Source organism: Bradyrhizobium sp. i1.15.2 (assembly GCF_040548425.1).
GTDB classification, from domain to species: domain Bacteria; phylum Pseudomonadota; class Alphaproteobacteria; order Rhizobiales; family Xanthobacteraceae; genus Bradyrhizobium; species Bradyrhizobium canariense.
The window spans coordinates 32,367-54,429 of record NZ_JBEPRQ010000021.1; the positions used below are offsets into that span (position 1 = coordinate 32,367).

Consider the following 22,063-nt stretch of genomic DNA (forward strand, 5'->3'; position numbering starts at 1 on the left):
CAAGCCTTTCGAATAGGCAGGCCAGATGCTATCGGCTTCGGTCGGAAGTGAGATGAGGAAACCGGAAGGAACGCTTGCATGACCCGCCCGCGCCGCAGCCATCTGTTCATGCCCGGCTCCAACCCCCGCGCGCTGGAAAAGGCGCGCAATCTCGCCGCCGACGGCCTGATCCTCGACCTGGAAGACTCCGTCGCGCCCGACGCCAAGGCGGTGGCGCGCGACGGCATCGCCGCCGCGATCGCGGCCAAAGGGTTCGGCAAGCGCGAGATCCTGATCCGCACCAACGGCCTCGACACGCCCTGGTGGAGCGACGATTTCGCGATGGCCGCCAAGGCCTCGCCGGACGGCATCCTGGTTCCAAAAGTTTCAAGCGTCGAGGACCTCGACACGATCGGCCGTCGTCTCGCCGAACTCGGCGCGGCGCCGACCGTAAAGGTGTGGGCCATGATCGAGACCGCACGCGCCGTGCTGCATGCGGAGGAACTGGCGGCCGCGGGGCGCGATCCAGCGCGGCGCCTGTCAGGCTTCGTGTTCGGCCCGAACGACATCTCGCGCGAGACGCGCATCAAGATGCTGCCGGGCCGCGCCGCGATGATCCCGATGATCACCCATTGCATCCTGGCGACGCGCGCCCATGGCCTCGAAATCCTCGATGGCCCCTACAGCGACATCGCCAATTCCGACGGTTTCGCCACCGAATGCGCGCAAGCGCGCGATCTCGGTTTCGACGGCAAGACGCTGATTCACCCCTCGCAGATCGAAGCCTGCAACGCGATCTTCACCCCGCCCGAAGAGGAAGTCGCGCGCGCGCGAAAGATCATCGCGGCGTTCGAATTGCCGGAGAACGTCTCGCGCGGCGCGATCCGTCTCGACGGCGCCATGGTGGAGCGCCTGCACGCCGACATGGCGCGGCGCACGATCGAGATCGCGGACGCGATTGCGGCGATGGGGAAGGGCTAGTTGCCTAGCCGAAAAAGCGGAGCGCCGGCGCCATGAGAGTGAAACGCATCGTCACGAACATCGCCGCGGCCGACGTATCGCTGGCGCGCCGATTCTACCAGGACGTCCTCGGCCTGGAGATCGTCATGGACCAGGGATGGATCGCGACATTCGCTGCACAATCGAAAATGGCCCCTCAACTGAGCATCGCAACTGAAGGCGGCTCGGGTACGCCGGTGCCGGATCTTTCGATCGAAGTCGATGACCTGGACGAAGCGTTACGCAGAATGGAGCGTGCTGGCGTCACATTGGAGTATGGACCTGCGACGGAGCCGTGGGGTGTACGCAGGTTCTACGTGCGCGATCCTTTCGGACGGCTTGTCAATATTCTAGCTCACGAGTGACGCCGTCGGCCGTGGTCGAGGCATTGGCGCAGAAGCCGTGTGGGAATCAAAAGGCGATGCTGCGGGCCACAGCGGGCGCGCCGGGGACGCGCCCGCTTCGTAACCCAATCGCGCCTCGCTCAGATCGTCTGGCCGCCGGACACCTCGATCCGCTGCGCCGTGACCCAACGATTGTCGGGACCGAGCAGGCTCGCGACCATCGGTCCGATATCGTCGGGCAGACCGACGCGGCCCAGTGCGGTCATCTGCGCAAATTGGTTGTTCAAATCCGGCATGTCCCGAACCGCGCCGCCGAGAAAATCGGTTTCGATTGCGCCCGGCGCGACGATGTTGGCCGTGATGCCGCGTCCACCAAATTCCTTGGCCATGTAGACGGTCAGAACCTCGATGGCGCCCTTCGCAGCCGCGTAGGCCGAGAAGCCGGGGAAGGACATGCGCGTCAGCCCGCTGGAGAAGTTGATGATCCGGCCCTTGTCGGCGAGCAAGGGTAGCAAGGCCTGCGTCAGGAAGAATGGTCCTTTGACGTGCGTGGCGAACAGGGCGTCGAATTGTTGCTCCGTCGTCTCCGCGATCGCGGCCATCTCGCCCTGACCGGCATTGTTGACGAGGTGATCGAATCTCTCGGCGCGCCAATGCGCCGCCAACGCGGATCGAACTTTTATGAAGAACGCGGGAAAGCTCGACATGGCGGTGACATCAAGCTCCAGCGCGATGGCCTTGCGCCCCAGCGATTCAATCTCTGCGACGACTTCGCGTGCTGCGGCGGCCCCGTTGCGATAGGTCAAGATCACATCGCCGCCGTGATGTGCGATGGCGATGGCAGTGTTGCGGCCAAGGCCGCGGCTGGCGCCGGTGACGAGAGAAATGGTGGGCATTGGAAATTCCTCGAAGCGTTGCGGTGATGTCCGTTTGCCCGCGATCGATCGTCCGGTGTTGCCGGATCCTCGGAGTGCCTTGCCCAACACTCCGGGATGCGGCGACGGCGGACTTGCCCAAAACTCCTGATTTTCTGCCTGAACGGCCGGCGCCGATTGCCTGTGCGCCGGGCTCGGCCTAAAATCGGCGCGTGACCGAAACGCTGCTCCAGATCGCCAGTCGTTATTCCGCGGCTCACGCCGACGACAGGGGCGTCGCCTCCACGCCCTTCGCCGGCGTCTCGATCATCCGCGAGACCGCGCCGAGTGCGCTCCTGTACGCGATCTCCAGGCCTCTGGTCGCGCTCGTCTTGCAAGGCGCCAAACGTGTGGCGACCGGCCGGACGTCCTTCGACTTCGGCGCAGGCGCTTCCTTGTTGATTGCGAGTGATGTGCCGACGGTCAGCCAGATCACGCGCGCGACGGCGGCCACGCCCTATCTTTCGCTCGTCGTCGAGCTCGACCCCACCATCATTGAGGGGCTGGTGGTCGAGATGGGGTCGCTCCCGTTCATTCCGTCGCAGCCGCTGCGGGTCGAACCGACAGAGCAGGAACTCGCGGATGCAGCGCTCCGGCTGCTGCGCCTGATCGACCGTCCCTCGGCCTTGCCGATCCTGCGCGGCCATTTGATGCGAGAGCTGCATTATTGGCTGCTGGCCGGCCGCCACGGCGGGGCCATCAGGGCGCTCGGAATTGCCGATAGCCATGCCCAGCGGATCGGCCGCGCGGTTGCGCTCATTCGTGCCGGCTATGCCAAGCCGTTGCGCGTCGATCGGTTGGCCAAAGCCGCCGCGATGAGCCCGTCGGCATTTCACGCGCACTTCCGGAGCGTCACTTCGCTGACCCCGCTACAGTTTCAGAAACAGCTTCGCCTGATCGAAGCCCGCCGCGCGATGCTGGCCGACGGTGCGCAGATCGCGACCGCGGCTCATCAGGTCGGCTACGAAAGCATCACGCAGTTCACGCGAGAATATTCCCGGCTGTTCGGCATGCCGCCTGGGCGCGATATGCGCGAGGCGAAGCGGCGGATTGAATCGGCGGCTTGATGAGTTCCCCAATGGCGCCGGTTGACAGACTCTACATCCTCGACGGCGGCATTGCGCAGGTCGCGGACGGGTCGATCTATTCTCCGGGCATCAATGTCGGCGTCCCCATGACGCTGAGCTGCAATGCCTATCTCGTCAGTCATCGTGGCGAATGGCTGATCTGGGATACGGGAATCGAGGATGAGCTATCGAAGCATCCGGAAGGACGCATTATCGCGCATGGCATACGCGGCGTCGTGCGTCGCCCCATCGCGGACCAATTGGACGAAATCGGGGTGCGGCCCCGCGACATCAGCACGATCCTGCTTTCCCACGCGCATTTTGATCATATCGGAAATGTCGATCTGTTCGAAAATGCAAGATGGATCGCTCAGCGGGCTGAATTCGAGGCCATGTTCGGACCGGAGCCCGAAGAGTTCGGCTATTCGCTGCAGCACTACAGATCCCTGAAAGAGCGGCCTTACCAGATCGTCGATGGTGACCACGACGTATTTGGCGACGGCGCGGTGCGTATGATCTTCACGCCAGGCCACACCCTCGGGCATTGCTCGCTGATGGTGAGGCTACCGAGGCGCGGCGCCGTGCTGCTGAGCGGCGACGTCGCGCACAATCGCGAGAACCTCCGGCACATGCGCGTGCCGTCCTTCAATGCCGACCCGCAGGCAACGGTCGCATCCATGGCCAAAGTGGTCGAGCTGCTTCGCTCCGAGAATGCCGAAATCTGGATCAATCACGATACGGCTGAGAGCGACGAGCTGCCTCACGCGCCAGACTGGATCGTGTAAGCGCGCGCGTCACCGCGGCGCGACGCCCGCGCGATCGAGCGACTCCAGTGTCGAGGCATTGGCGCAGAAGCCGTGGTAGTTCTCCACGGCGGTACCGTCGGCCAGCTCGCGATCGCACTGGCCCTTGTGGCTGCAAAGCGCGCACACCCGCTCCATGTCGCGCAGCAGCAGCGGATGCGCGCGGCCGAGCCCTTCGGCGCTGATGCCGAGCTGCTCCAGCATCTTCGGCAACTCGTCGGCGGAGTGCTTGCCGTGTCGGACCAGCTCCTCCAGATCGTCAGGCGCGATCCGCAGATCTTGCGCGATCCGGTCGAAATCGGCGCGGTCGAGCTGTCGGATCTCGTTCAGCTCGCGGCGATGCTTCAGCCAGCCTGCAAAGGACTCGATGAGGTCCTGGACAATGGGATAAGGCCTGGTTGCGGTGCTCATGCGAAGCTCCATTCGAACGGCGGAATTGGAGCGAGATTAGGCACAATGGTGCAGGTGCGCGTTGCGCTGGATCAAATTGGATGTGTCGGTGAAACTGATCCCGTGCCCCTAAAGCACATCGGCCCAACTCGAATCGAGTTCAGGAAACAGCGATGCTCTTTCCGTTCCCTCCCCCCTTGTGGGGGAGGGGCAGGGAGGGGGGTGCCACACGGGGACTCTTTCGGTCGAGTATCGACACCCGATGCATCGCCAATACCCAGCACCTCTTCCTGGGCCACCCCTCTCCCTAGCCCTCCCCCACAAGGGGGGAGGGAACGCACCGCCGTCGCGGCGCCGGGCGAGTCTCATCCCATCAGGCGTTAGCCGAACCGCTCCGTCGCCCATGCATAAAGACTACCCGGAATCGGCTTCTCACCACCCCTTCCCTTGGGCGAGATGTGCAGGCCGATGATCTCGCGGTCGGTGACGAGGCCGAGATAGCTCGAGGGATCGAAGAACAGTTTTGGCTCGGCATGCACGGCGTAGAACGATTGCTTCGGCAAGGCGCAGTGCAGCTCGCCGGTGCGGCGCGCGAGCGCGGTGAGTGCCGCCGGGCCGAAGATCGCAACACGGATATCGGAGAGGCGGTTCGAGCCGCCGCGCAGGCGGCGCATCGCAAACGTGACGCGATGGCGTATCGACAGCCAGTTCGGCGTCAGCTCCTCCTGCTCCATCAGCTCTTCGAAGGCGGCAACGATGCCGTGCCGGGGCGGAAGGTAAATCACGGAATTGCCGAGCTGGCGCGGACGCTCCCACGCGAAGTAGGGCTTTGCCGGATCGATCTCGACGGGCCTCAGCAGCAGCACGTCGGCGTCGAGCCAGAGGCCGAGGCCCTTCGCCATCAGCTTCATGCGGAAGAAGTCGCTGAACTGAAGCGTGGTCCAGTCGCGCCAGCTGCCGTCCGGCTGCGGCGGTCGCAATCGTTCGGAGAACGCATGCGGCAGGATCGCCTCGGCGTCCGCGTTGCCGACGCCTGCGGGCAGGCCGGGAATGGTGTCGAAACTGTAGACCGTGACCTTGTGGCCGGCAGCCAGCTGCGAGCGCAGACAGGTCTGGCGCAGGGCGTCCATTGGGCCGTGCCAGAAGGTGACGATGTCAGGCAACATGGGCGCAAGCTATAGAGGACAACGCTGGCAAAGAAAAAGCCCCGGCGCTGTCAGCACCGGGGCTCAAACAAAAACTTGAGATCAGGCCCAGGCGCGTTCGCGCTTGAGCTTCTCCTCATAGGTATCGATCGAGGCCTTCTTCTCCATCGTCAGGCCGATGTCGTCGAGGCCGTTGATCAGGCAGTGCTTGCGGAACGGGTCGATCTCGAACTTGACCATGCCGCCGTCGGGGCCGCGAATCTCCTGGTTCGGCAGATCGATCGTCAACGTCGCGTTGGCGCCGCGCTCGGCGTCGTCGAACAGCTTGTCGAGGTCTTCCTGGGCCACGCGGATCGGCAGAATGCCGTTCTTGAAGCAGTTGTTGTAGAAGATGTCGCCGAACGAGGTCGAGATCACGCAGCGGATGCCGAAGTCGAGCAGCGCCCAGGGCGCATGCTCGCGGCTCGAGCCGCAGCCGAAATTGTCGCCGGCGACCAGCACCTTCGCATTGCGATAGGCGGGCTGGTTGAGGACGAAATCGGGATTCTCGCTGCCGTCGTCCTTGTAGCGCTGCTCGGAGAAGAGCCCCTTGCCAAGGCCGGTGCGCTTGATGGTCTTGAGGTACTGCTTCGGAATGATCATGTCGGTATCGACATTGATGATCTTCAGCGGCGCCGCGACGCCTTCCAGCGTGGTGAACTTGTCCATGGTTGCGCTTTCCCGGGGTGGTCTAGGGAACCGGTATTTATCGCGATCGGGGCGGAAATCCTAGGCCGAATTCGGCAGATCTCGTCTGCCTAACCGGGCTCTTGAGCCTCGATCGCGGCCATATCGTCGTCCGACAGGCCGAAATGATGGCCGATCTCGTGGATCAGGACGTGGCGAACGATATGGCCGAGGCTTTCGTCGTGCTCGGCCCAGTAATCCAGGATCGGCCGGCGGTAGAGCCACACCATGTTGGGCAGCCGCGCCACGTCGCCAAAACTCTGCTGCGGCAGGCCGACGCCCTGGAACAGGCCGAGCAGGTCGAACTCGCTCTCGCATGCCATCTCGTCCAGGACTTCCTCGGTGGGGAAGTCGTCGACGCGGATGATCACGCCCTCGCACAGCCTACGAAACTCCGCCGGCAGGCGTTCGAACACTTCATGCGCCATCGCTTCCATCTCGGCCAGCGAGGGTGCTTTCAATTCCGTCCACATGGGCTTCTCATAGCGTGGGTTTCGCGGCGATGCATCCGGCTTTATAAGCGCGGCGAGGTTGACGGGCGCCGTCAAAACGGGGAGCCTAGGGCCTCGAAGTGGACGTTCAGATGGGCGGAAAAATGCGAGCGAAAACAGCGCTGACGCTACTGTGCATGGGGTTGTTTTCGCAGTTTTGCGTTGGCGCGGAGGCCCAGACCGCGGCTCCCGGGATCAGGCTGGCCCAGGCGGCCTCGCGAGACGATCTGCCGCCGCCGCGCAAGCGGCCCCCGGCGCGCCTGCGCGTCACGCCCTATTACAGTCCGGATGGCGTCTATCCCCGTTACAATCCCGGTCCCGATGCGGTCCGCGAGTGCAACGCCACCTATGTGCAGGAATTTCGCCCCAGCGGCACGGTGATCGTGCCGCATATGAGCTGCTACTGGCGCCGGGGCTGATACGAACGCCGTGCCCGTCGCGCGCTGAGGCGGAGGTCGTCATGACGAGATGGTTCGCATTGGCGGTTGGCGTCGGGCTTGCCGCAGGCCTGTCTCACGCGTCCGCTGCGCACAGGGTGACGAAGCTGCCCGATGCGTCGGCCGGGCGCGCGGTGTTCGACGGGCGCCGACATGTGCGGTCCGACGTCGTGCGATACGCCCCGCGTCGTGATCCGCATTACTACGCGCGGCCGGTCTACTACCGTCCTTATCCCTACGGCGTGCCCGCACCGTTCGTGCTCGGCTTCGGGCCGTGGCGGTGACCTCGCGGCGCGATGCTGCGCCCGTCGTTCATTCATGAGGCATTCACGTCGCTGTCCCTAATTTAATCTTGGGAGCGACCGCCAATGAACAGGGATGACGCACGCCGGGAGCGAGCGTCGCAACTCCGCTGTCCAGATTCAGGGAGAAGTCGATGCTGAGAATATTGGGTCTCAGGGCAAGCCCGATGCGCTTGCTCGGCATTGCGGCCGCCGCGACGCTGATGCTGTCGGCCGGAACGACGCGTCGTGCTGAGGCGATGACTCCAATCAATCCGACGGCGTTGCCTGTGGCGAAGGCCGCAAGTGACGATGTGATCCCGGTTCGCCACGGCGGCGGTGGCGGCGGTGGGCATGGTGGCGGCGGCTTTCATGGCGGCGGCGGTTTCCACGGTGGAGGCGGCTTCCACGGTGGCGGAGGACATATCGGTGGCTTCCGCGGCGGTGGTTTCCATGCTGGTGGCTTCCGCGCCGCGCCCGCGTTTCATGGCGGCGGCTATCGCTACGGCGGAGTTCGCCACTATGGCGGAGGTGGATTCCACCGCTACGGCATCTATCGCCCGCATTACGGCTATCGCCATTTTCATCGGCGCTATTACGGCGGCTACTATCCCTATTACAGCCATCCGCGCCGATGCCGGGTCATCTGGACCTATTACGGCCCGCGCCGCGTCTGCCGCTGGCATCGCTGGCACCATCCGTACCGCTATTGGTAAGCACGATCGAAATGAAAAGGGCGCCTCGACGGCGCCCTTTGTTCATCCGGTGGCTTAAAGCCAATCCTTCAGTTTCCACGACGCCGACGTCCATCGCGTCAGGTTCTCGATCTTCCATTGCTTGAACATCGCCGGCGGCCAGCGGCTGAGCTTCGAGGTCTCCTCGACCTCGGGCTTGGCGACCATGCGCAGCGGTGCCGCGCGCCGCCGGTGCTGGGGCGTCGCCGCGCTGATCAGATCGACATATTCAGGCTTGCTGGCCATGAGCTCGTGTCCTCGCGAAATGTTCGCGAGGACGCAGTGTCGGCGCTACCGATTAACGGCGGTTTGCCGCGATCGCTCAAATTAAAACGAGCGGCTTACCGCCACTCCCTGATGTCGACGAAGTGACCTGCGATCGCCGCGGCCGCCGCCATCGCCGGCGACACCAGATGGGTGCGGCCCTTGAAGCCCTGGCGGCCCTCGAAGTTGCGGTTCGAGGTCGAGGCGCAGCGCTCTTCCGGAGCCAGCTTGTCGGGGTTCATCGCGAGGCACATCGAGCAACCGGGCTCGCGCCATTCGAAGCCGGCGTTGATGAAGATCTTGTCCAGACCTTCAGCCTCGGCCTGCTCCTTCACGAGGCCGGAGCCCGGCACGACCATGGCGTTGACGCCGCCTGCGACCTGCTTGCCTTCCGCGATCTTCGCGGCGGCGCGCAGATCCTCGATCCGGCCGTTGGTGCAGGAGCCGATGAAGATGCGGTCGAGCTTGATGTCAGTGATCTTCGTCCCCGCGGTCAGGCCCATATATTTCAGCGCGCGGTGCTTCGACAGGCGCTTGGCCTCGTCCGCGATCTTGTCGGGATCGGGCACGCTGCCGGTGACGGAGATCACGTCTTCAGGGCTCGTGCCCCAGGTCACGATCGGCGGCAGCTTTGCGGCATCGAGCCGCAGCTCGTGGTCGAAATGCGCGCCCTCGTCCGAGCGCAAGCGCTCCCAGTAACGCATCGCCGCGTCCCAATCCGCGCCCTTCGGTGCCTTCGGGCGGCCGCGCAGGAAGTCGAACGCCTTCTGATCCGGCGCGACCAGGCCGGCGCGCGCGCCACCTTCGATGGACATGTTGCAGACCGTCATGCGGCCTTCCATGCTGAGCGCACGGATCGCGTCGCCGGCGTATTCGAGCACGTAGCCGGTGCCGCCTGCGGTGCCGATCTCGCCGATGATCGCCAGGATGATGTCCTTGCCCGTCACACCATCCGGCAATTTGCCGTCGACGGTGACGCGCATGTTCTTCGCCTTCTTCTGGATCAGCGTCTGCGTCGCCAGCACGTGTTCGACTTCCGACGTGCCGATGCCGTGCGCGAGCGCGCCGAACGCACCGTGCGTCGAGGTGTGGCTGTCTCCGCAGACGATGGTGGTGCCGGGCAGCGTGAAGCCCTGCTCGGGGCCGATGACGTGGACGACGCCCTGACGCTTGTCGAACTCGTCGTAATATTCGATGCCGAACTCCCTGGCGTTGTCGGCCAGTGCCTTGATCTGCTCGATGCTTTCAGGGTCGGGGTTCGGCTTGGTGCGGTCGGTGGTCGGCACGTTGTGATCGACGACGGCCAGCGTCTTCTCGGGCGCGTGGACCTTGCGGCCGGTGGCGCGCAGGCCTTCGAACGCTTGCGGTGAAGTGACCTCGTGCACCAGATGGCGATCGATATAGAGCAGGCAGGTGCCGTCCTCGGCTTCGTGCACCAGATGGTCGTTCCAGATCTTGTCGTACAATGTGGTCGGCTTGGGCATGAGCGTCAGCTCCAGGAATGTTGTGTAGAGCGGGTTGCGCGGCTGGCGCGCGGGGCAACGAAATCGTCAGCGCAGCTTTTAGGCTGCGCGCGTAAGCTCTGACGTTGCCGAGGTCGCGAAGCGTCCGAAGAACCGGCCGGGCAGCCGCGAGCGATCGTCGATGACGACGCGCTTGACGGGCGAGAGGCTGGTCAAATCTGGAAACATTCCAAGAATATATAGCAGGCCGAACTGGAATCGCGAGGGCTTTGACGCGCACGGCTGACGCAACAAAAAAGCGCGGGGTTTGGCCCCGCGCTTTTGGAAACTCGCATGTAAGCGGAGCTTACTCGTTGACGGCAGCAGCCGGGCGGTCCTGCTTCTTCTCGACGATGCGGGCCGACTTGCCGCGAAGGTTGCGGAGATAATAGAGCTTGGCGCGACGCACCTTGCCGCGGCGCACCACCTTGATCGAGTCGATCATCGGCGACATCACCGGGAACACGCGCTCCACGCCTTCGCCGTACGAAATCTTGCGCACCGTGAAGCTCTCGTTGAGACCGCCGCCGGAACGGCCGATGCAAACGCCTTCATAGGCCTGCACGCGGGTGCGGTCGCCTTCGACGACCTTCACGTTGACGATCACGGTATCGCCGGGGCCGAACTCCGGGATCTCCTTGTTGGCGGAGAGCTTGTCGAATTGCTCTTTTTCGAGCTGTTGGATCAGGTTCATGGGTAAATCTCCATCGGCGCGCCCAGCCTTGGAAAACGGGGGCTGCGCGAAATTCGTTTATCCAGCCATTGCGGATGTGGCCGCTGCTATAAGGCAAGCCGGAGCGTTTGTCACCCGTCTGTCTTGTTTTTTGGCGTTTTTTGGCGTCCTGCCCGATTCGGGACTTTGCTCGGGATCCGGGCCCACAAATCCGGTCGCCGGGCCGCCGTCAGGGCCTCGGATTCCGCCCGCCGCCAGCTGGCGACCTTGGCATGGTCACCGGAGGTCAGGATATCAGGGATCGGTGCCCCCTCGAACAGCTGCGGCCGGGTGTATTGGGGGTATTCGAGCAGGCCGTCGGAGAAGCTTTCCTCGGTTCCCGAGGCTTCCTTGCCCATCACGCCCGGCAGCAGCCGAACACAGGCGTCGATCAGGGCCAGGGCCGCGATTTCACCGCCGGAGAGGACGTAATCCCCGATCGAGACCTCCTCCAGGCCTCGCCCGTCGATCACGCGCTGGTCCACCCCCTCGAACCGCCCGCAGACGATCAGGGGACCCGGACCCTTGGCCAGTTCGAGGACGCGGGCCTGGGTCAATGGCCGACCTCTCGGGCTCATCAGCAATTTCGGCCGGTCCGGGCCGATCCCGGCGGCATCGATCGCGGCCGCCAGAACATCGGCCCGAAGCACCATGCCCGGTCCGCCGCCGGCCGGGGTGTCATCGACGCTGCGATGGCGGTCGGTAGCCGAGGCCCGGATGTCCCGCGCCTCCAGTTCCCAGAGCCCGCCAGCCAGCGCCCGGCCGGCCAGGCTCACGCCGAGCGGCCCCGGAAACATCTCCGGAAACAGCGTCAGCACCGTCGCGCGCCAGGGTGAGGGGTTGGTCATCGGATCTCAGTTATTGTCGTCCCGGACAAGCGGAGCGCAGATGGGACCCATAACCACCGCACTTCGTTTGGCGACGGCTGGAGCGATCAGTTTAGCTAAAAATTCTGGCCTGTGGTTATGGGTCCCGGCCCCCCGTGCGCAAGTTGCGCACTAGGCCGGGACGACCCGGGGAGGGATCCTCCCCCGCGATTTCCTGCGGCAGCGCGATCACGACGCGGCCCCCTGTGAGATCGACCTCCGGCACCACCGCGTCCGTGAACGGCAGCAGCATCGTGGTCCCCGTGGGCGGCGCGATCTCGATGATGTCGCCGGCGCCGAAATTGTGGATCGCGAGCACGCGGCCGAGCGCATCGCCGGCCGTGGTGACGGCGGCGAGCCCGATCAGATCGGTGTGGTAATATTCGCCCTCGTCCGTCGCGGGCAGCTTTTCGCGCGCGACGTAGAGCTCGATGCCGTTGAGGCGCTCGGCCTCATCGCGGGTCGTGACGCCCTTGAACGTCGCAACCAGATGATCCTTGGCCGCGCGCGCCGTTGCGACCTCGAACTGGCGCTTGCCATCCTTGGACGAGAGCAGGCCGTAGCTCCGCACGGCAAATGGATCCTCGGTAAAGGTCCACAGTTTGACCGCGCCGCGCACACCATGCGCGGCGCCGATCCGCGCGACGCAGACCAGCGCCGGCATGATCTGGCCTTAACCCTTCGCGGCGGCTTCGGCCTGCGCCTTGCGCTCCTTGCGCGGCACGGCCTTCTCGGGATTGTTGCGCACTTCGCGCTTCTTGACGCCGGCGGCGTCGAGGAAGCGGGACACGCGGTCCGACGGCTGCGCGCCCTTGGCGAGCCAGGCCTTCACCTTGTCCATGTCGAGCTTCAGACGGGTCTCGTTGTCCTTCGGCAGCAGCGGGTTGAAATAGCCGAGACGCTCGATGAAGCGACCGTCGCGGGGAAAGCGCGAATCGGCGACGACGACGTGATAGACGGGGCGCTTCTTGGTGCCTGCGCGGGCGAGACGGATAACGACGGACATCTAAGTTCTCCTTCAAAGTACGTTTTGTTCGGTTGATTGGTATTCCGCGTTGCGCGAGACCGTTGCGATCTCCCGCGACGAATTCCTCATTTCTTCTTGCCCGGGAAACCGCCGAGGCCCGGCAGCATCGGCTTGCCGCTCAGCCCGGTCAGGCCTGGAACGTTCGGCAGACCCTGGCGCAGCCCGGGCGGCAAATCCTTCGGCAGGCTGGGCAAACCTTGTCCGCCGCCGCCCTGCATCTTTTCCTGCAGCGCCTTCATCTCTTCCGGCGAAGGCGGCTTCATGCCGCCGCCAAAACCCATCGCCTGGGCGATGCCCGCGAGCGGACCGCGCTTGCCGGAGCCCATGGCCTTCATCATGTCGGCCATGTTCCGGTGCATCTTGAGCAGCTTGTTGACCTGCTCGACGCTCTGGCCGGAACCTGCGGCGATACGCTTCTTGCGGCTGGCCTTGAGCAGATCGGGATGACGGCGCTCGTCGCGCGTCATGGAATCGATCACCGCGACCTGGCGCTTCAAGATCTTGTCGTCGATGCCGGCGGCCGCGATCTGGTTCTTCATCTTGGCGATGCCGGGCATCATGCCCATCAGGCCGCTGATGCCGCCCATGTTCGCCATCTGCGACAGCTGCTCGCGCATGTCGTTGAGGTCGAACTGACCCTTGCGCATCCGCTCGGCGGTGCGCGCAGCCTTTTCCGCATCGATATTGGCCGCAGCGCGTTCGACCAGCGACACCACGTCGCCCATGCCGAGGATGCGGCCGGCGATACGGTCGGGATGGAAATCCTCCAGCGCATCGGTCTTTTCACCGGTGCCGAGCAGCTTGATCGGCTTGCCGGTGACCGCGCGCATCGACAACGCGGCGCCGCCGCGGCCGTCGCCATCGACTCGTGTCAGCACGATGCCGGTGAGGCCGACGCGCTCGTCGAAGGCGCGGGCGAGGTTGACGGCGTCCTGGCCGGTGAGGCTGTCCGCCACCAGCAGCACTTCATGCGGATTGGCGGCGGCTTTGATGGCTGCTGCTTCCGCCATCATCTCTTCGTCGAGCGTGGTGCGGCCGGCGGTGTCGAGCAGCACGACGTCGTAGCCGCCGAGCTTGCCGGCCTCCAGCGCGCGCTTCGCGATCTGCGCCGGCAGCTGGCCGGCGACGATCGGCAGTGTCGGAATGTCGAGATCGCGGCCCAGGACGGCCAGCTGCTCCATCGCCGCAGGACGGTAGATGTCGAGCGACGCCATCAGCACCTTGCGCTTGTCGCGCTGGACCATGCGACGGGCGAGCTTTGCGGTGGTGGTGGTCTTGCCGGAGCCTTGCAGGCCGACCATCATGATCGGCACCGGCGGCACGGAATTGATGTCGATGGTCTGGCTTTCGGCGCCGAGCGTGTTGATCAGCTCGTCATGGACGATCTTGACCACCATCTGGCCGGGCGTCACCGATTTGACGACGGTGGCGCCGATCGCCTGCTCGCGGACCCGCTCGGTGAAGCTGCGCACCACTTCGAGGGCGACGTCGGCTTCCAGCAGCGCGCGGCGCACCTCGCGCATGGCGGCGTCGACGTCCTTTTCGGTCAGCGCACCGCGCCCCGTCAGACGATCGAGAATGCCGCCAAGCCGTTCCGACAGATTGTCGAACAATGCCGTTGTCCCTTGTCCTGCTTACGCAGGGTTGCCGTATTCACTGTTGTCATGCCCCGCGAAGGCGGGTCATCCAGTACGCCGTGGCTTTCCGGTTCTAGCCGAGCCGCGTCCGGGATACTGGATCCCCCGCCTTCGCGGGGGATGACCACTCACTTGGGCGAGCGATCTTCCAAACACCTTTACGCCCGAGGGCGCATCGCGCTGTCGGGCGTTGGCCTCTGGCCTCTGGGGCCAGTGGGCGGGTCGAAAAGAAAGCCTTTCCGAGAAAGTGCCGGGGGTTAAACGCCGCTCCCGCCCGAAAGTCAAGGAAAGTTAGGACGCCGGGACGCCTTCGGGAGGGCAAGGCCTTGAAAATATGACATTTTCGGCATTGGGTTCCTTTTCCGCAGACCCCGCCCATATAGCGGTGATGTCCTGCCGCTCCGACCATCCCTGAAGCCAGATCCGTGCCGATCACCCGCCGCCGCCTTTTCGGACTGCTCGCCGGGGCCAGCGCATTGGTCGGTGTGCCCTCCCTTTGGATGTCCCGCATGAAAACCTATGACGGCCCGGTCTCCGACCATTTCGACGGACTGACCTTCTTCGATCCGGACGGCGCGCCGCCACGATCGCTTCGTGAGGTCCTGCGCTGGCAGTTCGGCGGCAAGCGGCAGCGCGCGACCTGGCCGGATTGGGCGCCGAGCCCCCATGCCGATACCCCGCCGGCGCGCGTCGAGGGCGACAAGGTGCGGCTCTCCTTCGTCGGCCACGCCAGCTGGCTGATCCAGACCGGCGGCCTCAACATTCTCGTCGATCCGGTCTGGTCCTCGCGGGTCTCGCCCGTCAGCTTTGCCGGGCCGAAGCGGCACAACGATCCCGGCATTGCCTTCGACAAGCTGCCGAAAATCGATGCCGTGCTGGTCTCGCACGGCCATTACGATCATCTCGACATGGCGACGTTGTCGCGGCTCGCCAAGAATTTCGCCCCGCGTGTGGTGACCCCGCTCGGCAACGACGTCACGATGCGCAGCACCGATGCGACGATCAAGGTGGAAGCGTTCGACTGGCACGATCGCGTCGAGCTCGGCGGCGGCATCGCCGTGACGCTGGTGCCGACCCGGCACTGGTCGGCGCGCGGCATGTTCGATCGCAACAAGGCGCTGTGGGCGAGTTTCGTGCTGGAGACGCCTGCGGGGAAAATCTACGTCGTCTGCGATTCCGGCTATGGCGATGGCGGGCATTTCCGCCGCGTCGCCGACAAGCACGGGCCGCTCCGTCTGGCGATCCTCCCGATCGGCGCCTACGAGCCGCGCTGGTTCATGCGCGATCAGCACATGAACCCGGAAGACGCGGTGAAGGCGCTGGCGGATTGCGGCGCGCAGAAAGCACTCGGGCATCACCACGGCACGTTTCAGCTGACCGATGAAGCAATCGATGCGCCGGCGAAGGCCTTGGTCGAGGCGCTCGACGCCGCGAAGGTTCCGCAGGAGCGGTTCGTGGCGATGAAGCCCGGGCAGGTGGTGGAGATCTGACTCCATCAAGCAAACAACCCGTCGTCCTGGACAAGCGAGCGGAGCGAGCGCTGATCCAGGACCCATTACCACAGGGAGTAGTTTGGCGAACAGTCGGGTTAGCTGCTTCGCGCTATAACCACGCCCTGGGGTAATGGGTCCTGGCTTTCGCCAGGACGACGCCTGAAATTGGCGCCGCAGCGTGCCTCTTGCGGCCTCACTGCCCCTGCTTGATCGCCCAGCTCACATTCACCGTCACCGCCAGCGTTTCCTCGCCGGGCGCAACGGCTGCGCCGCCTGCGGCCATCGGCGCTGCGGCCATGCGTCCCTTGAACAGCGGCATCGGAGCGCCGCCTTCGGACACACTCAGCGGCGCGCCGAGCGCGACGCCAGTGGCCTTGGCGTAGATCTCCGCTTTGCGGCGGGCGTCTGCGACAGCCTTCTCGCGGGCATCGTCGAGCAGTTTTGAGGCCTGCGTGACCTCGAAAGAGATGTTGCCGATATCGTTGGCGCCGGCGCCGACCAGTGTGTCGATGATGGCGGCGACCTTGGTCACGTCGCGGATCTTCACGGTGACGCGGTTTGAGGCGCGGAAGCCGACTACGGGCGAGGCGCCGGTGGATTTGTTCTGGCCGTATTGCGGCTGCAGCGACAGCCGCGAGGTCTGGTAATCCTTCTCGTCAATGCCTGCGCCCTTCAGCGCCAGCAGCACCTTGCCCATCGCGGCGTTGTTGGCGTCGGAGGCTTCCTTCGCGGATTTGGCGTCGTTGGCGACGCCGGCGTCGATCTGCGCCAGATCAGGCGCGGCGGAGATAGTGGCTTCGCCGCTCACCGAAATCGCGGACGGAAAATCGTCGGCGAGCGCGGGCGTTACCAGCAGCCCGGCGGCAAAGGACGTAACAAGGGACGTCAAAAGGATGGCTGGCTTTTTCATCGGTCTCATTTCAGCGGCACGAAAACATTGATCACGAGCTTGTCCTCGGCCGTCTTCAGGGGATCGGTGAGGTATTCCTCGATGAAGGTGTCCTTGGCTTCCAGCTTCTTGTCGTCGAGGTGATTGGTGATCGCCTCATAGGTGTTGTCCATGTTGTCGTAGGAGCCGCGATGGACGAATTTCAACGCCTTGCCCTCCGGCGATTTGCCGACGCTCATGTCCTTCGGCAGGTTCTTCGGGTCCTGCTCGACCGGGATCTCGGCAAGGAAGGTGAATCCGGTGTCGTCCGTCGAGGTGTAGACGATCATCGAATTGCCGGCGTGCTTGATGCCCTGCTTGTCCAGCAACGTGTTCAGCGCCTTGAAGGCGTCGATCAGCGTGTCGAAGGCAGAGTCCCAATTGGCAGTGCCCTTGACCATCACGACCTTCTTGGGCTCGAGCGTGGTCTCCTGTCCGAAGGGATCGGCCGTCTGCACGGGAGCCGGCGTCGCGGCCGCAGCGGGCGGCGGGGCGGCCGGGCTCGGTGAGGCACTGGCTGCGGGCGAGGGCGAGGCGCTTGCCGCCGGCGACGGGGTGGCCACGGGTGCGGGTGAGGCACTTGCCGCGGGGGCGGGCGAGGCCGACGGAGCCGGCGAGGGGCTCGCTGATGCGGCCGGCGCCGGGCTCGGCGTTTGGGCCAGCGTGGCGGACAGATCAAACGACAAGGCCGCTGCCGGGATCAGCGCGGCTAAAGCGAGACGACGAAACCTGAACATTTTTATTCTCCCCAATAGCTTATCCGCCAAGGCCTTACGTCCCCGAGGCCTTAACCCGGCCGCATGTCCCGGATCGCGCGAATTTCGCCGTTCTAACACGCGAGCGCCGAATTCGTCCCATGACAGATGCGTCATGGCAGCCTCCTGGCTGTTGTCGGCAAATTACTGGCCAAGAGGGCCAAGGATCGCCATATAAGGCAGGCGAAATTCGGGAATTTTCATGAGCGCGCTGGCCAACCACGCATTTGCCAAGATGAACGGCATCGGCAACGAGATCGTCGTTGTCGACATGCGCGATTCCACCTCAAAGGTCACCGCGGACGATGCCCGCGCGGTGGCATCGGCGCGAGGCGGCGTGCCCTTTGATCAGCTCATGGTGCTGCAGAAGCCGCGCTTCGAGGGCACCGAAGCGTTCATCAGCATCTACAACAGTGACGGCTCCGAGGCAGGAGCCTGCGGCAACGGCATGCGCTGCGTCGTGCGCCGCATCTTCGAGAAGACCGGCCAGAGCAAGGCAACGTTCGAGACGGCCGCGGGCCTGCTCAACGCCTGGCAGGGTCCGGCGCCGGATCTTTATACGGTGGACATGGGCGCGCCAAAATTCGGCTGGCAGGACATTCCGCTCGACCAGGAATTCCGTGACACCCGCTACATCGAATTGCAGATCGGCCCGATCGACAATCCGATCCTGCATTCGCCCTCGGTGGTCAGCATGGGCAATCCGCATGCGATCTTCTGGGTCGATGACGTCAACGCCTACGACCTCGAGCGTTTCGGTCCGCTGCTGGAGAACCATCCGATCTTCCCGGAGCGCGCCAACATCACGCTCGCCCATATCGTCGATCCCCAGCACATCACGATCCGCACCTGGGAGCGCGGCGCCGGCCTGACCAGGGCCTGCGGCTCGGCCGCATGTGCCACGGCGGTCGCGGCGGCGCGGCTGAAGCGCGCCGAGCGCAATGTCGAGATCACGCTGCCCGGCGGCAAGCTCGGCATCGAATGGCGCGAGCGCGACGATCACGTGCTGATGACGGGCACGGCGACCTTCGAATATGAAGGCAGTTTCGATCCGGCGCTGTTCGCGCCGGTCGGCTGATGACCGTCGATATCGTCACCTTCGGCTGCCGCCTCAATGCCTTCGAGGCCGAGGTGATCCGCCGCGAGGCCGAGGGCGCGGGGCTCTCCGACACCATCGTCATCAACAGCTGCGCCGTCACCAACGAGGCGGTGGCGCAGGCGAGGCAGTCGATCCGCAAGCTGAAGCGCGAGCGGCCGGGAGCGCGCATCGTCGTCACCGGTTGCGCCGCGCAGACGCAAAGCGGCATGTTCGCCGGGATGGCCGAGGTCGATCGCGTCGTCGGCAATGACGACAAGATGCGGTCGTCCGCATGGCGCGAGGCGCGTGCGGCGTTCGATCTCGGTGCCAGCGAAAAAATCGCCGTCAGCGACATCATGTCGGTGAAGGAGATGGCGCCGCATCTCGTCGACGGCTTTGCGAGCGGCCTGCCGCGCGTGTTCGTGCAGGTGCAGAACGGCTGCGACCATCGCTGCACCTTCTGCATCATCCCGTTCGGGCGCGGCAATTCGCGCTCGGTGCCGATGGGCGCCGTGGTCGATCAGGTGCGGGCATTGGTCGAGCGCGGCCATGCCGAGATCGTGCTGACCGGCGTCGACCTCACCAGTTACGGCACGGACCTGCCGGGCGCGCCGAAACTCGGCCTGCTGACGAAGCAGATTTTGCGGCATGTGCCGGAGCTGAGGCGCCTGCGCATCTCATCGATCGATTCGATCGAGGCGGACAGCGATCTCTTGGATGCAATCGCCGAGGATTCGCGGCTGATGCCGCATCTGCACCTGTCGCTGCAGTCGGGCGACGACATGATCTTGAAGCGGATGAAACGGCGGCATACGCGCGGCGACGCCATCGCGTTCTGCGGCCAGGTCCGTCGCCTGCGCCCGGATATCGCGCTGGGCGCCGATATCATTGCGGGCTTTCCGACCGAGACCGAGGAGATGTTCTCGCGCTCGCTCGATCTGGTCGAGGAATGCGGCCTGACCTTCCTCCACGTCTTCCCCTATTCGCCGCGTCCCGGCACGCCGGCCGCGCGGATGCCGCAGGTGGCGGGCGGTGCGATCAAGGAGCGTGCGAAGCGGCTGCGTGCGGCCGGTGAAGCTGCGCTTCTGCAGCGGCTGCAAGCCGAGATCGGCGCCGCGCGCGAGGTGCTGATCGAGAGCGAGGAGCAGGGACGGACGGAGCACTATCTGCCGGTGGCGATTGCGGGCGAGCGAATGGGCAGCGTCGTGCCGCTGCGGATCGCCGGTCGTGATGGCGCGCGGCTGACGGTTTAGCTCTCGAGACGCTGAACTTGCTCCGCCGTCGTCCTGGCGAAAGCCAGGACCCATTACCCCATGGAGAAGTTGTCGCACGCGACGGCCAACTAGCAGTCTTCGCCAAACTGAATTCGGTGGTTATGGGTCCTGGCTTCCGCCAGGACGACGGCGGAATATTTGGCGCGCAGCGTCTCTAACGCGCCTACAACGCCCGCACCTGCCAGAACCGCAGCGTCCGCCGCGCATTCTCCGGGGTCATGCGCGCGTAGTTGCTTTGAGCCCTTGCGATATCGGCGGGCTTCATCGCGCCGCTCGCAAAGCGGCTTTCGAGCACGGCGGCGGTGGTTTCCCAGGTGAGCTGCGCCGCCTTGCATGGCACCAGCAGGCCGTCCTCGCGCAGGCTTTGCATCAGCGGGCGAATCACTTCGACGGTCGATCCCGACAATGCGGCCAATGCGGCCACCGCCTCTTCGTAGCGCCGCTGCGTGGCGAAGCCGAGCAGCGTCGCTTCGCTGAGCTGGCCGGTCGCCTTGAGGCCTGCGACGGCGCGCTTGGCACCTTCGAAATCGCGGACCCCCGACATCTCGCGCTCGACACCGACGGTGACGGCGGCGATCGCGGTCTGGATCTCCTCGAACAGATGCGGCGGCGCGCGCGACAACAGACGGGTCCGCACGGCATCGCTCGCCGAGCGCAGCAATTGACGGCGCAGGTCTGACGGCAGATCGACGCGGACGCCGACGCTGACCGCGAGCTCGGGATCGGCCTCGGCTTGTCCGACGATGACAGCAAATCCGTTTCCGGACACGCGCGCGCCGGGATTGGCGGCGAGCCGCCGGCTGACGCTGGGATAGCGCCGCGCCAGCAATGCATCGGTGACGATCTCCTTCAGCCACCAACGTCCGGCGACCGCGAGCAGATGCGGCTCGCCCTTGGATGATGCGATCTGCACCAGCGCGCCATCGTCGAGGCGCGCGGATTCCTGCAGCACGGGACCGGCGATGCGGATTTCGTCATTGTTGGCGAGGCGGCGAATGACCGATGGCGGCGCCTGCGCGATCGGGGCGAGCTGCGCGCTGATCTCGGCGAGCGCAACGCGTGCGCCCATGTCGGCGATGGCGCGGAGCTCGATAGTGCCGATCAGGCGATCGAGCACGTCGTCGAACAGGGCGATCTGCTCGTCATCGAAACTGCCGGCGGAGGACAGGAACAGGTCGGTGACGCGGCGGGCTGTTGCCAGGCCCTTTTCCGCCGAGCCAGTCCGAAGCGCGGACTCGACCTCGTCGATGATCGATAATTCGGCCGTGGACATGACGCGCAGCTCGTCCTGAGCAGATTGACGGAAGCTTGTTCTAAGCAACCATTATCATTAGCGACGAGCACTGAACGTTTCGTAAACTATAGGGAGCGCGGCGGGCACTGCCCTCATCCTGAGGGGCCCGCAAAGCGGGCGTCTCGAAGGATGGCCGCGGGCGAGATGCGGGCCTGCATGGTTCGAGACGGCCGCTACGCGGCCTCCTCACCATGAGGGACTGACAGGATTATTCTCCGTTCCACCCGCAGGCCCGGAGCCGCTCGTGCATGTGGGGTGGGGCCGGCGCCACCACGCGGACCGGCTCCTTGTTCCGAGAGATCGGCACCACGATCTCGCGGGAATGCAGGTGTAGCTTCGGCTCGCCGAAGCGCGGGCCGTTGCCGTAAATGTTATCGCCGAAGATCGGCCAGCCGGTCGCCGACGAATGCACCCGCAATTGATGGGTCCGTCCGGTCACCGGTTCCATGGCGAGCCAGGTCAGGCCGTCGCCCCGGCCCATTACCTTCCAGTTGGTGATGGCCTTCTGGCCCTCGGGATCGGGCTTCTGCCACCAGCCGCGCTCGGCATTGAGCCGGCCGAGGGGCATGTCGATGGTGCCTTCGTCCTCAGTGGGGCCGCCCTCGACGATGGTCCAGTAGGTCTTGCCGATCTTGCCATGCTTGAACAGCAGGCCGAGCGACGCCGTCGCCTTGCGATGGCGGCCGAGCACGAGGCAACCGGAGGTGTCCTTGTCCAGCCGGTGGGCCAGCACCGGCGGCCGCGGCAGGCCGAAACGAAGCGCGTCGAAGGAGGTTTCCAGATTGGCCCCGCCCTTGGGTCCGCGATGCACCGGCAGGCCGGCCGGCTTGTCGATGACCAGCATCAATCCGTCGCGATGGAGCACGCGGCCTAAGATTTCCTCGGCGGTCAATTCGGGAACATCGAGCAATTGCAGGACTTTC

At 64.9% G+C, this 22,063-nt stretch carries 26 protein-coding genes; 10 read left to right on the plus strand and 16 right to left on the minus strand.

The window, feature by feature from the left end; translation table 11 throughout:
• The first annotated feature begins 78 nt into the window (after positions 1–78).
• Positions 79–960, plus strand: a complete 882-nt coding sequence (locus ABIB80_RS28625) for an HpcH/HpaI aldolase/citrate lyase family protein (protein ID WP_007598799.1) — start codon at positions 79–81, stop codon at positions 958–960.
• Positions 961–992: 32 nt separating this feature from the next.
• A complete protein-coding gene (locus tag ABIB80_RS28630; protein WP_007598800.1) occupies positions 993–1,343 on the plus strand; it encodes a VOC family protein in 351 nt (116 codons plus the stop codon).
• Positions 1,344–1,462: 119 nt separating this feature from the next.
• Here ABIB80_RS28630 and ABIB80_RS28635 read toward each other — a convergent pair whose 3' ends face one another.
• Positions 1,463–2,218, minus strand: coding sequence for an SDR family oxidoreductase (locus tag ABIB80_RS28635; RefSeq protein WP_007598801.1), 756 nt, complete (start codon positions 2,216–2,218; stop codon positions 1,463–1,465).
• Positions 2,219–2,409: 191 nt separating this feature from the next.
• Between ABIB80_RS28635 and ABIB80_RS28640 the strand changes: the two genes are divergently transcribed.
• Both ABIB80_RS28640 and ABIB80_RS28645 read left to right on the plus strand, forming a co-directional pair.
• Positions 2,410–3,303 (plus strand): AraC family transcriptional regulator, encoded by an 894-nt coding sequence (locus ABIB80_RS28640; RefSeq protein ID WP_354128855.1) that lies wholly within the window; start codon positions 2,410–2,412, stop codon positions 3,301–3,303.
• Positions 3,304–3,314: 11 nt separating this feature from the next.
• Positions 3,315–4,088, plus strand: a complete 774-nt coding sequence (locus tag ABIB80_RS28645) for an N-acyl homoserine lactonase family protein (protein WP_354128856.1) — start codon at positions 3,315–3,317, stop codon at positions 4,086–4,088.
• A gap of 9 nt (positions 4,089–4,097) precedes the next feature.
• Here ABIB80_RS28645 and ABIB80_RS28650 read toward each other — a convergent pair whose 3' ends face one another.
• The 4 genes from ABIB80_RS28650 to ABIB80_RS28665 form a co-directional block, all read right to left on the minus strand.
• Positions 4,098–4,517, minus strand: a complete 420-nt coding sequence (locus tag ABIB80_RS28650) for a hypothetical protein (protein ID WP_007598804.1) — start codon at positions 4,515–4,517, stop codon at positions 4,098–4,100.
• Positions 4,518–4,876: 359 nt separating this feature from the next.
• Positions 4,877–5,662, minus strand: a complete 786-nt coding sequence (locus ABIB80_RS28655) for a glycosyltransferase family 32 protein (RefSeq protein WP_007598809.1) — start codon at positions 5,660–5,662, stop codon at positions 4,877–4,879.
• 81 nt (positions 5,663–5,743) lie between these two features.
• Positions 5,744–6,349 (minus strand): 3-isopropylmalate dehydratase small subunit, encoded by a 606-nt coding sequence (gene leuD / locus ABIB80_RS28660; protein ID WP_007598811.1) that lies wholly within the window; start codon positions 6,347–6,349, stop codon positions 5,744–5,746.
• 89 nt (positions 6,350–6,438) lie between these two features.
• A complete protein-coding gene (locus ABIB80_RS28665) occupies positions 6,439–6,840 on the minus strand; it encodes a metallopeptidase family protein (protein ID WP_007598813.1) in 402 nt (133 codons plus the stop codon).
• A gap of 155 nt (positions 6,841–6,995) precedes the next feature.
• On the opposite strand from ABIB80_RS28665, the gene ABIB80_RS28670 reads away from it, so the two are divergent.
• The 3 genes from ABIB80_RS28670 to ABIB80_RS28680 all read left to right on the plus strand — a co-directional run bounded on the left by ABIB80_RS28670 (position 6,996) and on the right by ABIB80_RS28680 (position 8,292).
• Positions 6,996–7,277, plus strand: coding sequence for a hypothetical protein (locus ABIB80_RS28670; protein ID WP_035993898.1), 282 nt, complete (start codon positions 6,996–6,998; stop codon positions 7,275–7,277).
• 41 nt (positions 7,278–7,318) lie between these two features.
• Entirely contained in the window at positions 7,319–7,579 is a 261-nt protein-coding gene (locus ABIB80_RS28675) for a hypothetical protein (protein WP_007598817.1), read from the plus strand.
• Positions 7,580–7,731: 152 nt separating this feature from the next.
• Positions 7,732–8,292, plus strand: coding sequence for a hypothetical protein (locus tag ABIB80_RS28680; protein WP_219681829.1), 561 nt, complete (start codon positions 7,732–7,734; stop codon positions 8,290–8,292).
• A gap of 54 nt (positions 8,293–8,346) precedes the next feature.
• Here the strand turns inward: ABIB80_RS28680 and ABIB80_RS28685 are convergent, their stop codons facing one another.
• From ABIB80_RS28685 to ffh, 7 genes are all read right to left on the minus strand, one after another.
• Positions 8,347–8,556 (minus strand): hypothetical protein, encoded by a 210-nt coding sequence (locus ABIB80_RS28685; protein ID WP_007598821.1) that lies wholly within the window; start codon positions 8,554–8,556, stop codon positions 8,347–8,349.
• 95 nt (positions 8,557–8,651) lie between these two features.
• Entirely contained in the window at positions 8,652–10,058 is a 1,407-nt protein-coding gene (gene leuC / locus ABIB80_RS28690; protein WP_007598823.1) for a 3-isopropylmalate dehydratase large subunit, read from the minus strand.
• A gap of 325 nt (positions 10,059–10,383) precedes the next feature.
• Complete coding sequence (gene rplS, locus ABIB80_RS28695) at positions 10,384–10,770, minus strand: 50S ribosomal protein L19 (protein ID WP_007598824.1); 387 nt, start codon at positions 10,768–10,770, stop codon at positions 10,384–10,386.
• Between the two features lie 110 nt (positions 10,771–10,880).
• Positions 10,881–11,636 (minus strand): tRNA (guanosine(37)-N1)-methyltransferase TrmD, encoded by a 756-nt coding sequence (gene trmD, locus ABIB80_RS28700; protein ID WP_007598825.1) that lies wholly within the window; start codon positions 11,634–11,636, stop codon positions 10,881–10,883.
• A gap of 115 nt (positions 11,637–11,751) precedes the next feature.
• Positions 11,752–12,318, minus strand: coding sequence for a ribosome maturation factor RimM (gene rimM, locus ABIB80_RS28705; protein ID WP_007598826.1), 567 nt, complete (start codon positions 12,316–12,318; stop codon positions 11,752–11,754).
• A gap of 9 nt (positions 12,319–12,327) precedes the next feature.
• Positions 12,328–12,660, minus strand: a complete 333-nt coding sequence (rpsP, locus tag ABIB80_RS28710; RefSeq protein ID WP_007598827.1) for a 30S ribosomal protein S16 — start codon at positions 12,658–12,660, stop codon at positions 12,328–12,330.
• 86 nt (positions 12,661–12,746) lie between these two features.
• Positions 12,747–14,294, minus strand: coding sequence for a signal recognition particle protein (ffh, locus tag ABIB80_RS28715; protein ID WP_007598828.1), 1,548 nt, complete (start codon positions 14,292–14,294; stop codon positions 12,747–12,749).
• Between the two features lie 449 nt (positions 14,295–14,743).
• Here ffh and ABIB80_RS28720 point away from each other — a divergent pair, with 449 nt between their 5' ends.
• Complete coding sequence (locus tag ABIB80_RS28720) at positions 14,744–15,808, plus strand: MBL fold metallo-hydrolase (protein WP_083869893.1); 1,065 nt, start codon at positions 14,744–14,746, stop codon at positions 15,806–15,808.
• A 196-nt stretch (positions 15,809–16,004) separates the two neighbouring features.
• On the opposite strand, the gene ABIB80_RS28725 is transcribed toward ABIB80_RS28720, so the two are convergent.
• Both ABIB80_RS28725 and ABIB80_RS28730 read right to left on the minus strand, forming a co-directional pair.
• Complete coding sequence (locus ABIB80_RS28725) at positions 16,005–16,721, minus strand: SIMPL domain-containing protein (RefSeq protein ID WP_035993901.1); 717 nt, start codon at positions 16,719–16,721, stop codon at positions 16,005–16,007.
• A 5-nt stretch (positions 16,722–16,726) separates the two neighbouring features.
• Positions 16,727–17,476, minus strand: a complete 750-nt coding sequence (locus ABIB80_RS28730) for a GyrI-like domain-containing protein (RefSeq protein ID WP_083869895.1) — start codon at positions 17,474–17,476, stop codon at positions 16,727–16,729.
• A gap of 220 nt (positions 17,477–17,696) precedes the next feature.
• Here ABIB80_RS28730 and dapF point away from each other — a divergent pair, with 220 nt between their 5' ends.
• The gene (gene dapF, locus ABIB80_RS28735; protein ID WP_007598832.1) at positions 17,697–18,572 is read left to right on the plus strand and encodes a diaminopimelate epimerase; all 876 of its coding nucleotides are present in this window, start codon (positions 17,697–17,699) and stop codon (positions 18,570–18,572) included.
• Entirely contained in the window at positions 18,572–19,825 is a 1,254-nt protein-coding gene (mtaB, locus tag ABIB80_RS28740; RefSeq protein ID WP_007598833.1) for a tRNA (N(6)-L-threonylcarbamoyladenosine(37)-C(2))-methylthiotransferase MtaB, read from the plus strand. The genes dapF and mtaB overlap by 1 nt, the downstream gene beginning before the upstream one ends.
• A 184-nt stretch (positions 19,826–20,009) precedes the next feature.
• On the opposite strand, the gene ABIB80_RS28745 is transcribed toward mtaB, so the two are convergent.
• Together ABIB80_RS28745 and ABIB80_RS28750 are read right to left on the minus strand one after the other, a co-directional pair.
• Positions 20,010–21,119, minus strand: a complete 1,110-nt coding sequence (locus ABIB80_RS28745) for a DUF2336 domain-containing protein (RefSeq protein WP_007598834.1) — start codon at positions 21,117–21,119, stop codon at positions 20,010–20,012.
• A gap of 229 nt (positions 21,120–21,348) precedes the next feature.
• Entirely contained in the window at positions 21,349–22,050 is a 702-nt protein-coding gene (locus tag ABIB80_RS28750) for an RluA family pseudouridine synthase (protein ID WP_007598835.1), read from the minus strand.
• Positions 22,051–22,063 lie beyond the last annotated feature (13 nt).

What these genes read in the sequence shown, in the direction of transcription:
- ABIB80_RS28625 (WP_007598799.1), top strand. Translation starts at nt 79, where the DNA reads ATGACCCGCCCGCGCCGCAGCCATCTGTTCATGCCCGGCTCCAACCCC.
- ABIB80_RS28630 (WP_007598800.1), top strand. Translation starts at nt 993, where the DNA reads ATGAGAGTGAAACGCATCGTCACGAACATCGCCGCGGCCGACGTATCG.
- ABIB80_RS28635 (WP_007598801.1), bottom strand. Translation starts at nt 2,218, where the DNA reads ATGCCCACCATTTCTCTCGTCACCGGCGCCAGCCGCGGCCTTGGCCGC.
- ABIB80_RS28645 (WP_354128856.1), top strand. Translation starts at nt 3,315, where the DNA reads ATGGCGCCGGTTGACAGACTCTACATCCTCGACGGCGGCATTGCGCAG.
- ABIB80_RS28650 (WP_007598804.1), bottom strand. Translation starts at nt 4,517, where the DNA reads ATGAGCACCGCAACCAGGCCTTATCCCATTGTCCAGGACCTCATCGAG.
- ABIB80_RS28655 (WP_007598809.1), bottom strand. Translation starts at nt 5,662, where the DNA reads ATGTTGCCTGACATCGTCACCTTCTGGCACGGCCCAATGGACGCCCTG.
- leuD (WP_007598811.1), bottom strand. Translation starts at nt 6,349, where the DNA reads ATGGACAAGTTCACCACGCTGGAAGGCGTCGCGGCGCCGCTGAAGATC.
- ABIB80_RS28665 (WP_007598813.1), bottom strand. Translation starts at nt 6,840, where the DNA reads ATGTGGACGGAATTGAAAGCACCCTCGCTGGCCGAGATGGAAGCGATG.
- ABIB80_RS28670 (WP_035993898.1), top strand. Translation starts at nt 6,996, where the DNA reads ATGGGGTTGTTTTCGCAGTTTTGCGTTGGCGCGGAGGCCCAGACCGCG.
- ABIB80_RS28675 (WP_007598817.1), top strand. Translation starts at nt 7,319, where the DNA reads ATGACGAGATGGTTCGCATTGGCGGTTGGCGTCGGGCTTGCCGCAGGC.
- ABIB80_RS28680 (WP_219681829.1), top strand. Translation starts at nt 7,732, where the DNA reads ATGCTGAGAATATTGGGTCTCAGGGCAAGCCCGATGCGCTTGCTCGGC.
- ABIB80_RS28685 (WP_007598821.1), bottom strand. Translation starts at nt 8,556, where the DNA reads ATGGCCAGCAAGCCTGAATATGTCGATCTGATCAGCGCGGCGACGCCC.
- leuC (WP_007598823.1), bottom strand. Translation starts at nt 10,058, where the DNA reads ATGCCCAAGCCGACCACATTGTACGACAAGATCTGGAACGACCATCTG.
- rplS (WP_007598824.1), bottom strand. Translation starts at nt 10,770, where the DNA reads ATGAACCTGATCCAACAGCTCGAAAAAGAGCAATTCGACAAGCTCTCC.
- trmD (WP_007598825.1), bottom strand. Translation starts at nt 11,636, where the DNA reads ATGACCAACCCCTCACCCTGGCGCGCGACGGTGCTGACGCTGTTTCCG.
- rimM (WP_007598826.1), bottom strand. Translation starts at nt 12,318, where the DNA reads ATGCCGGCGCTGGTCTGCGTCGCGCGGATCGGCGCCGCGCATGGTGTG.
- rpsP (WP_007598827.1), bottom strand. Translation starts at nt 12,660, where the DNA reads ATGTCCGTCGTTATCCGTCTCGCCCGCGCAGGCACCAAGAAGCGCCCC.
- ABIB80_RS28725 (WP_035993901.1), bottom strand. Translation starts at nt 16,721, where the DNA reads ATGAAAAAGCCAGCCATCCTTTTGACGTCCCTTGTTACGTCCTTTGCC.
- ABIB80_RS28730 (WP_083869895.1), bottom strand. Translation starts at nt 17,476, where the DNA reads ATGTTCAGGTTTCGTCGTCTCGCTTTAGCCGCGCTGATCCCGGCAGCG.
- dapF (WP_007598832.1), top strand. Translation starts at nt 17,697, where the DNA reads ATGAGCGCGCTGGCCAACCACGCATTTGCCAAGATGAACGGCATCGGC.
- mtaB (WP_007598833.1), top strand. Translation starts at nt 18,572, where the DNA reads ATGACCGTCGATATCGTCACCTTCGGCTGCCGCCTCAATGCCTTCGAG.
- ABIB80_RS28745 (WP_007598834.1), bottom strand. Translation starts at nt 21,119, where the DNA reads ATGTCCACGGCCGAATTATCGATCATCGACGAGGTCGAGTCCGCGCTT.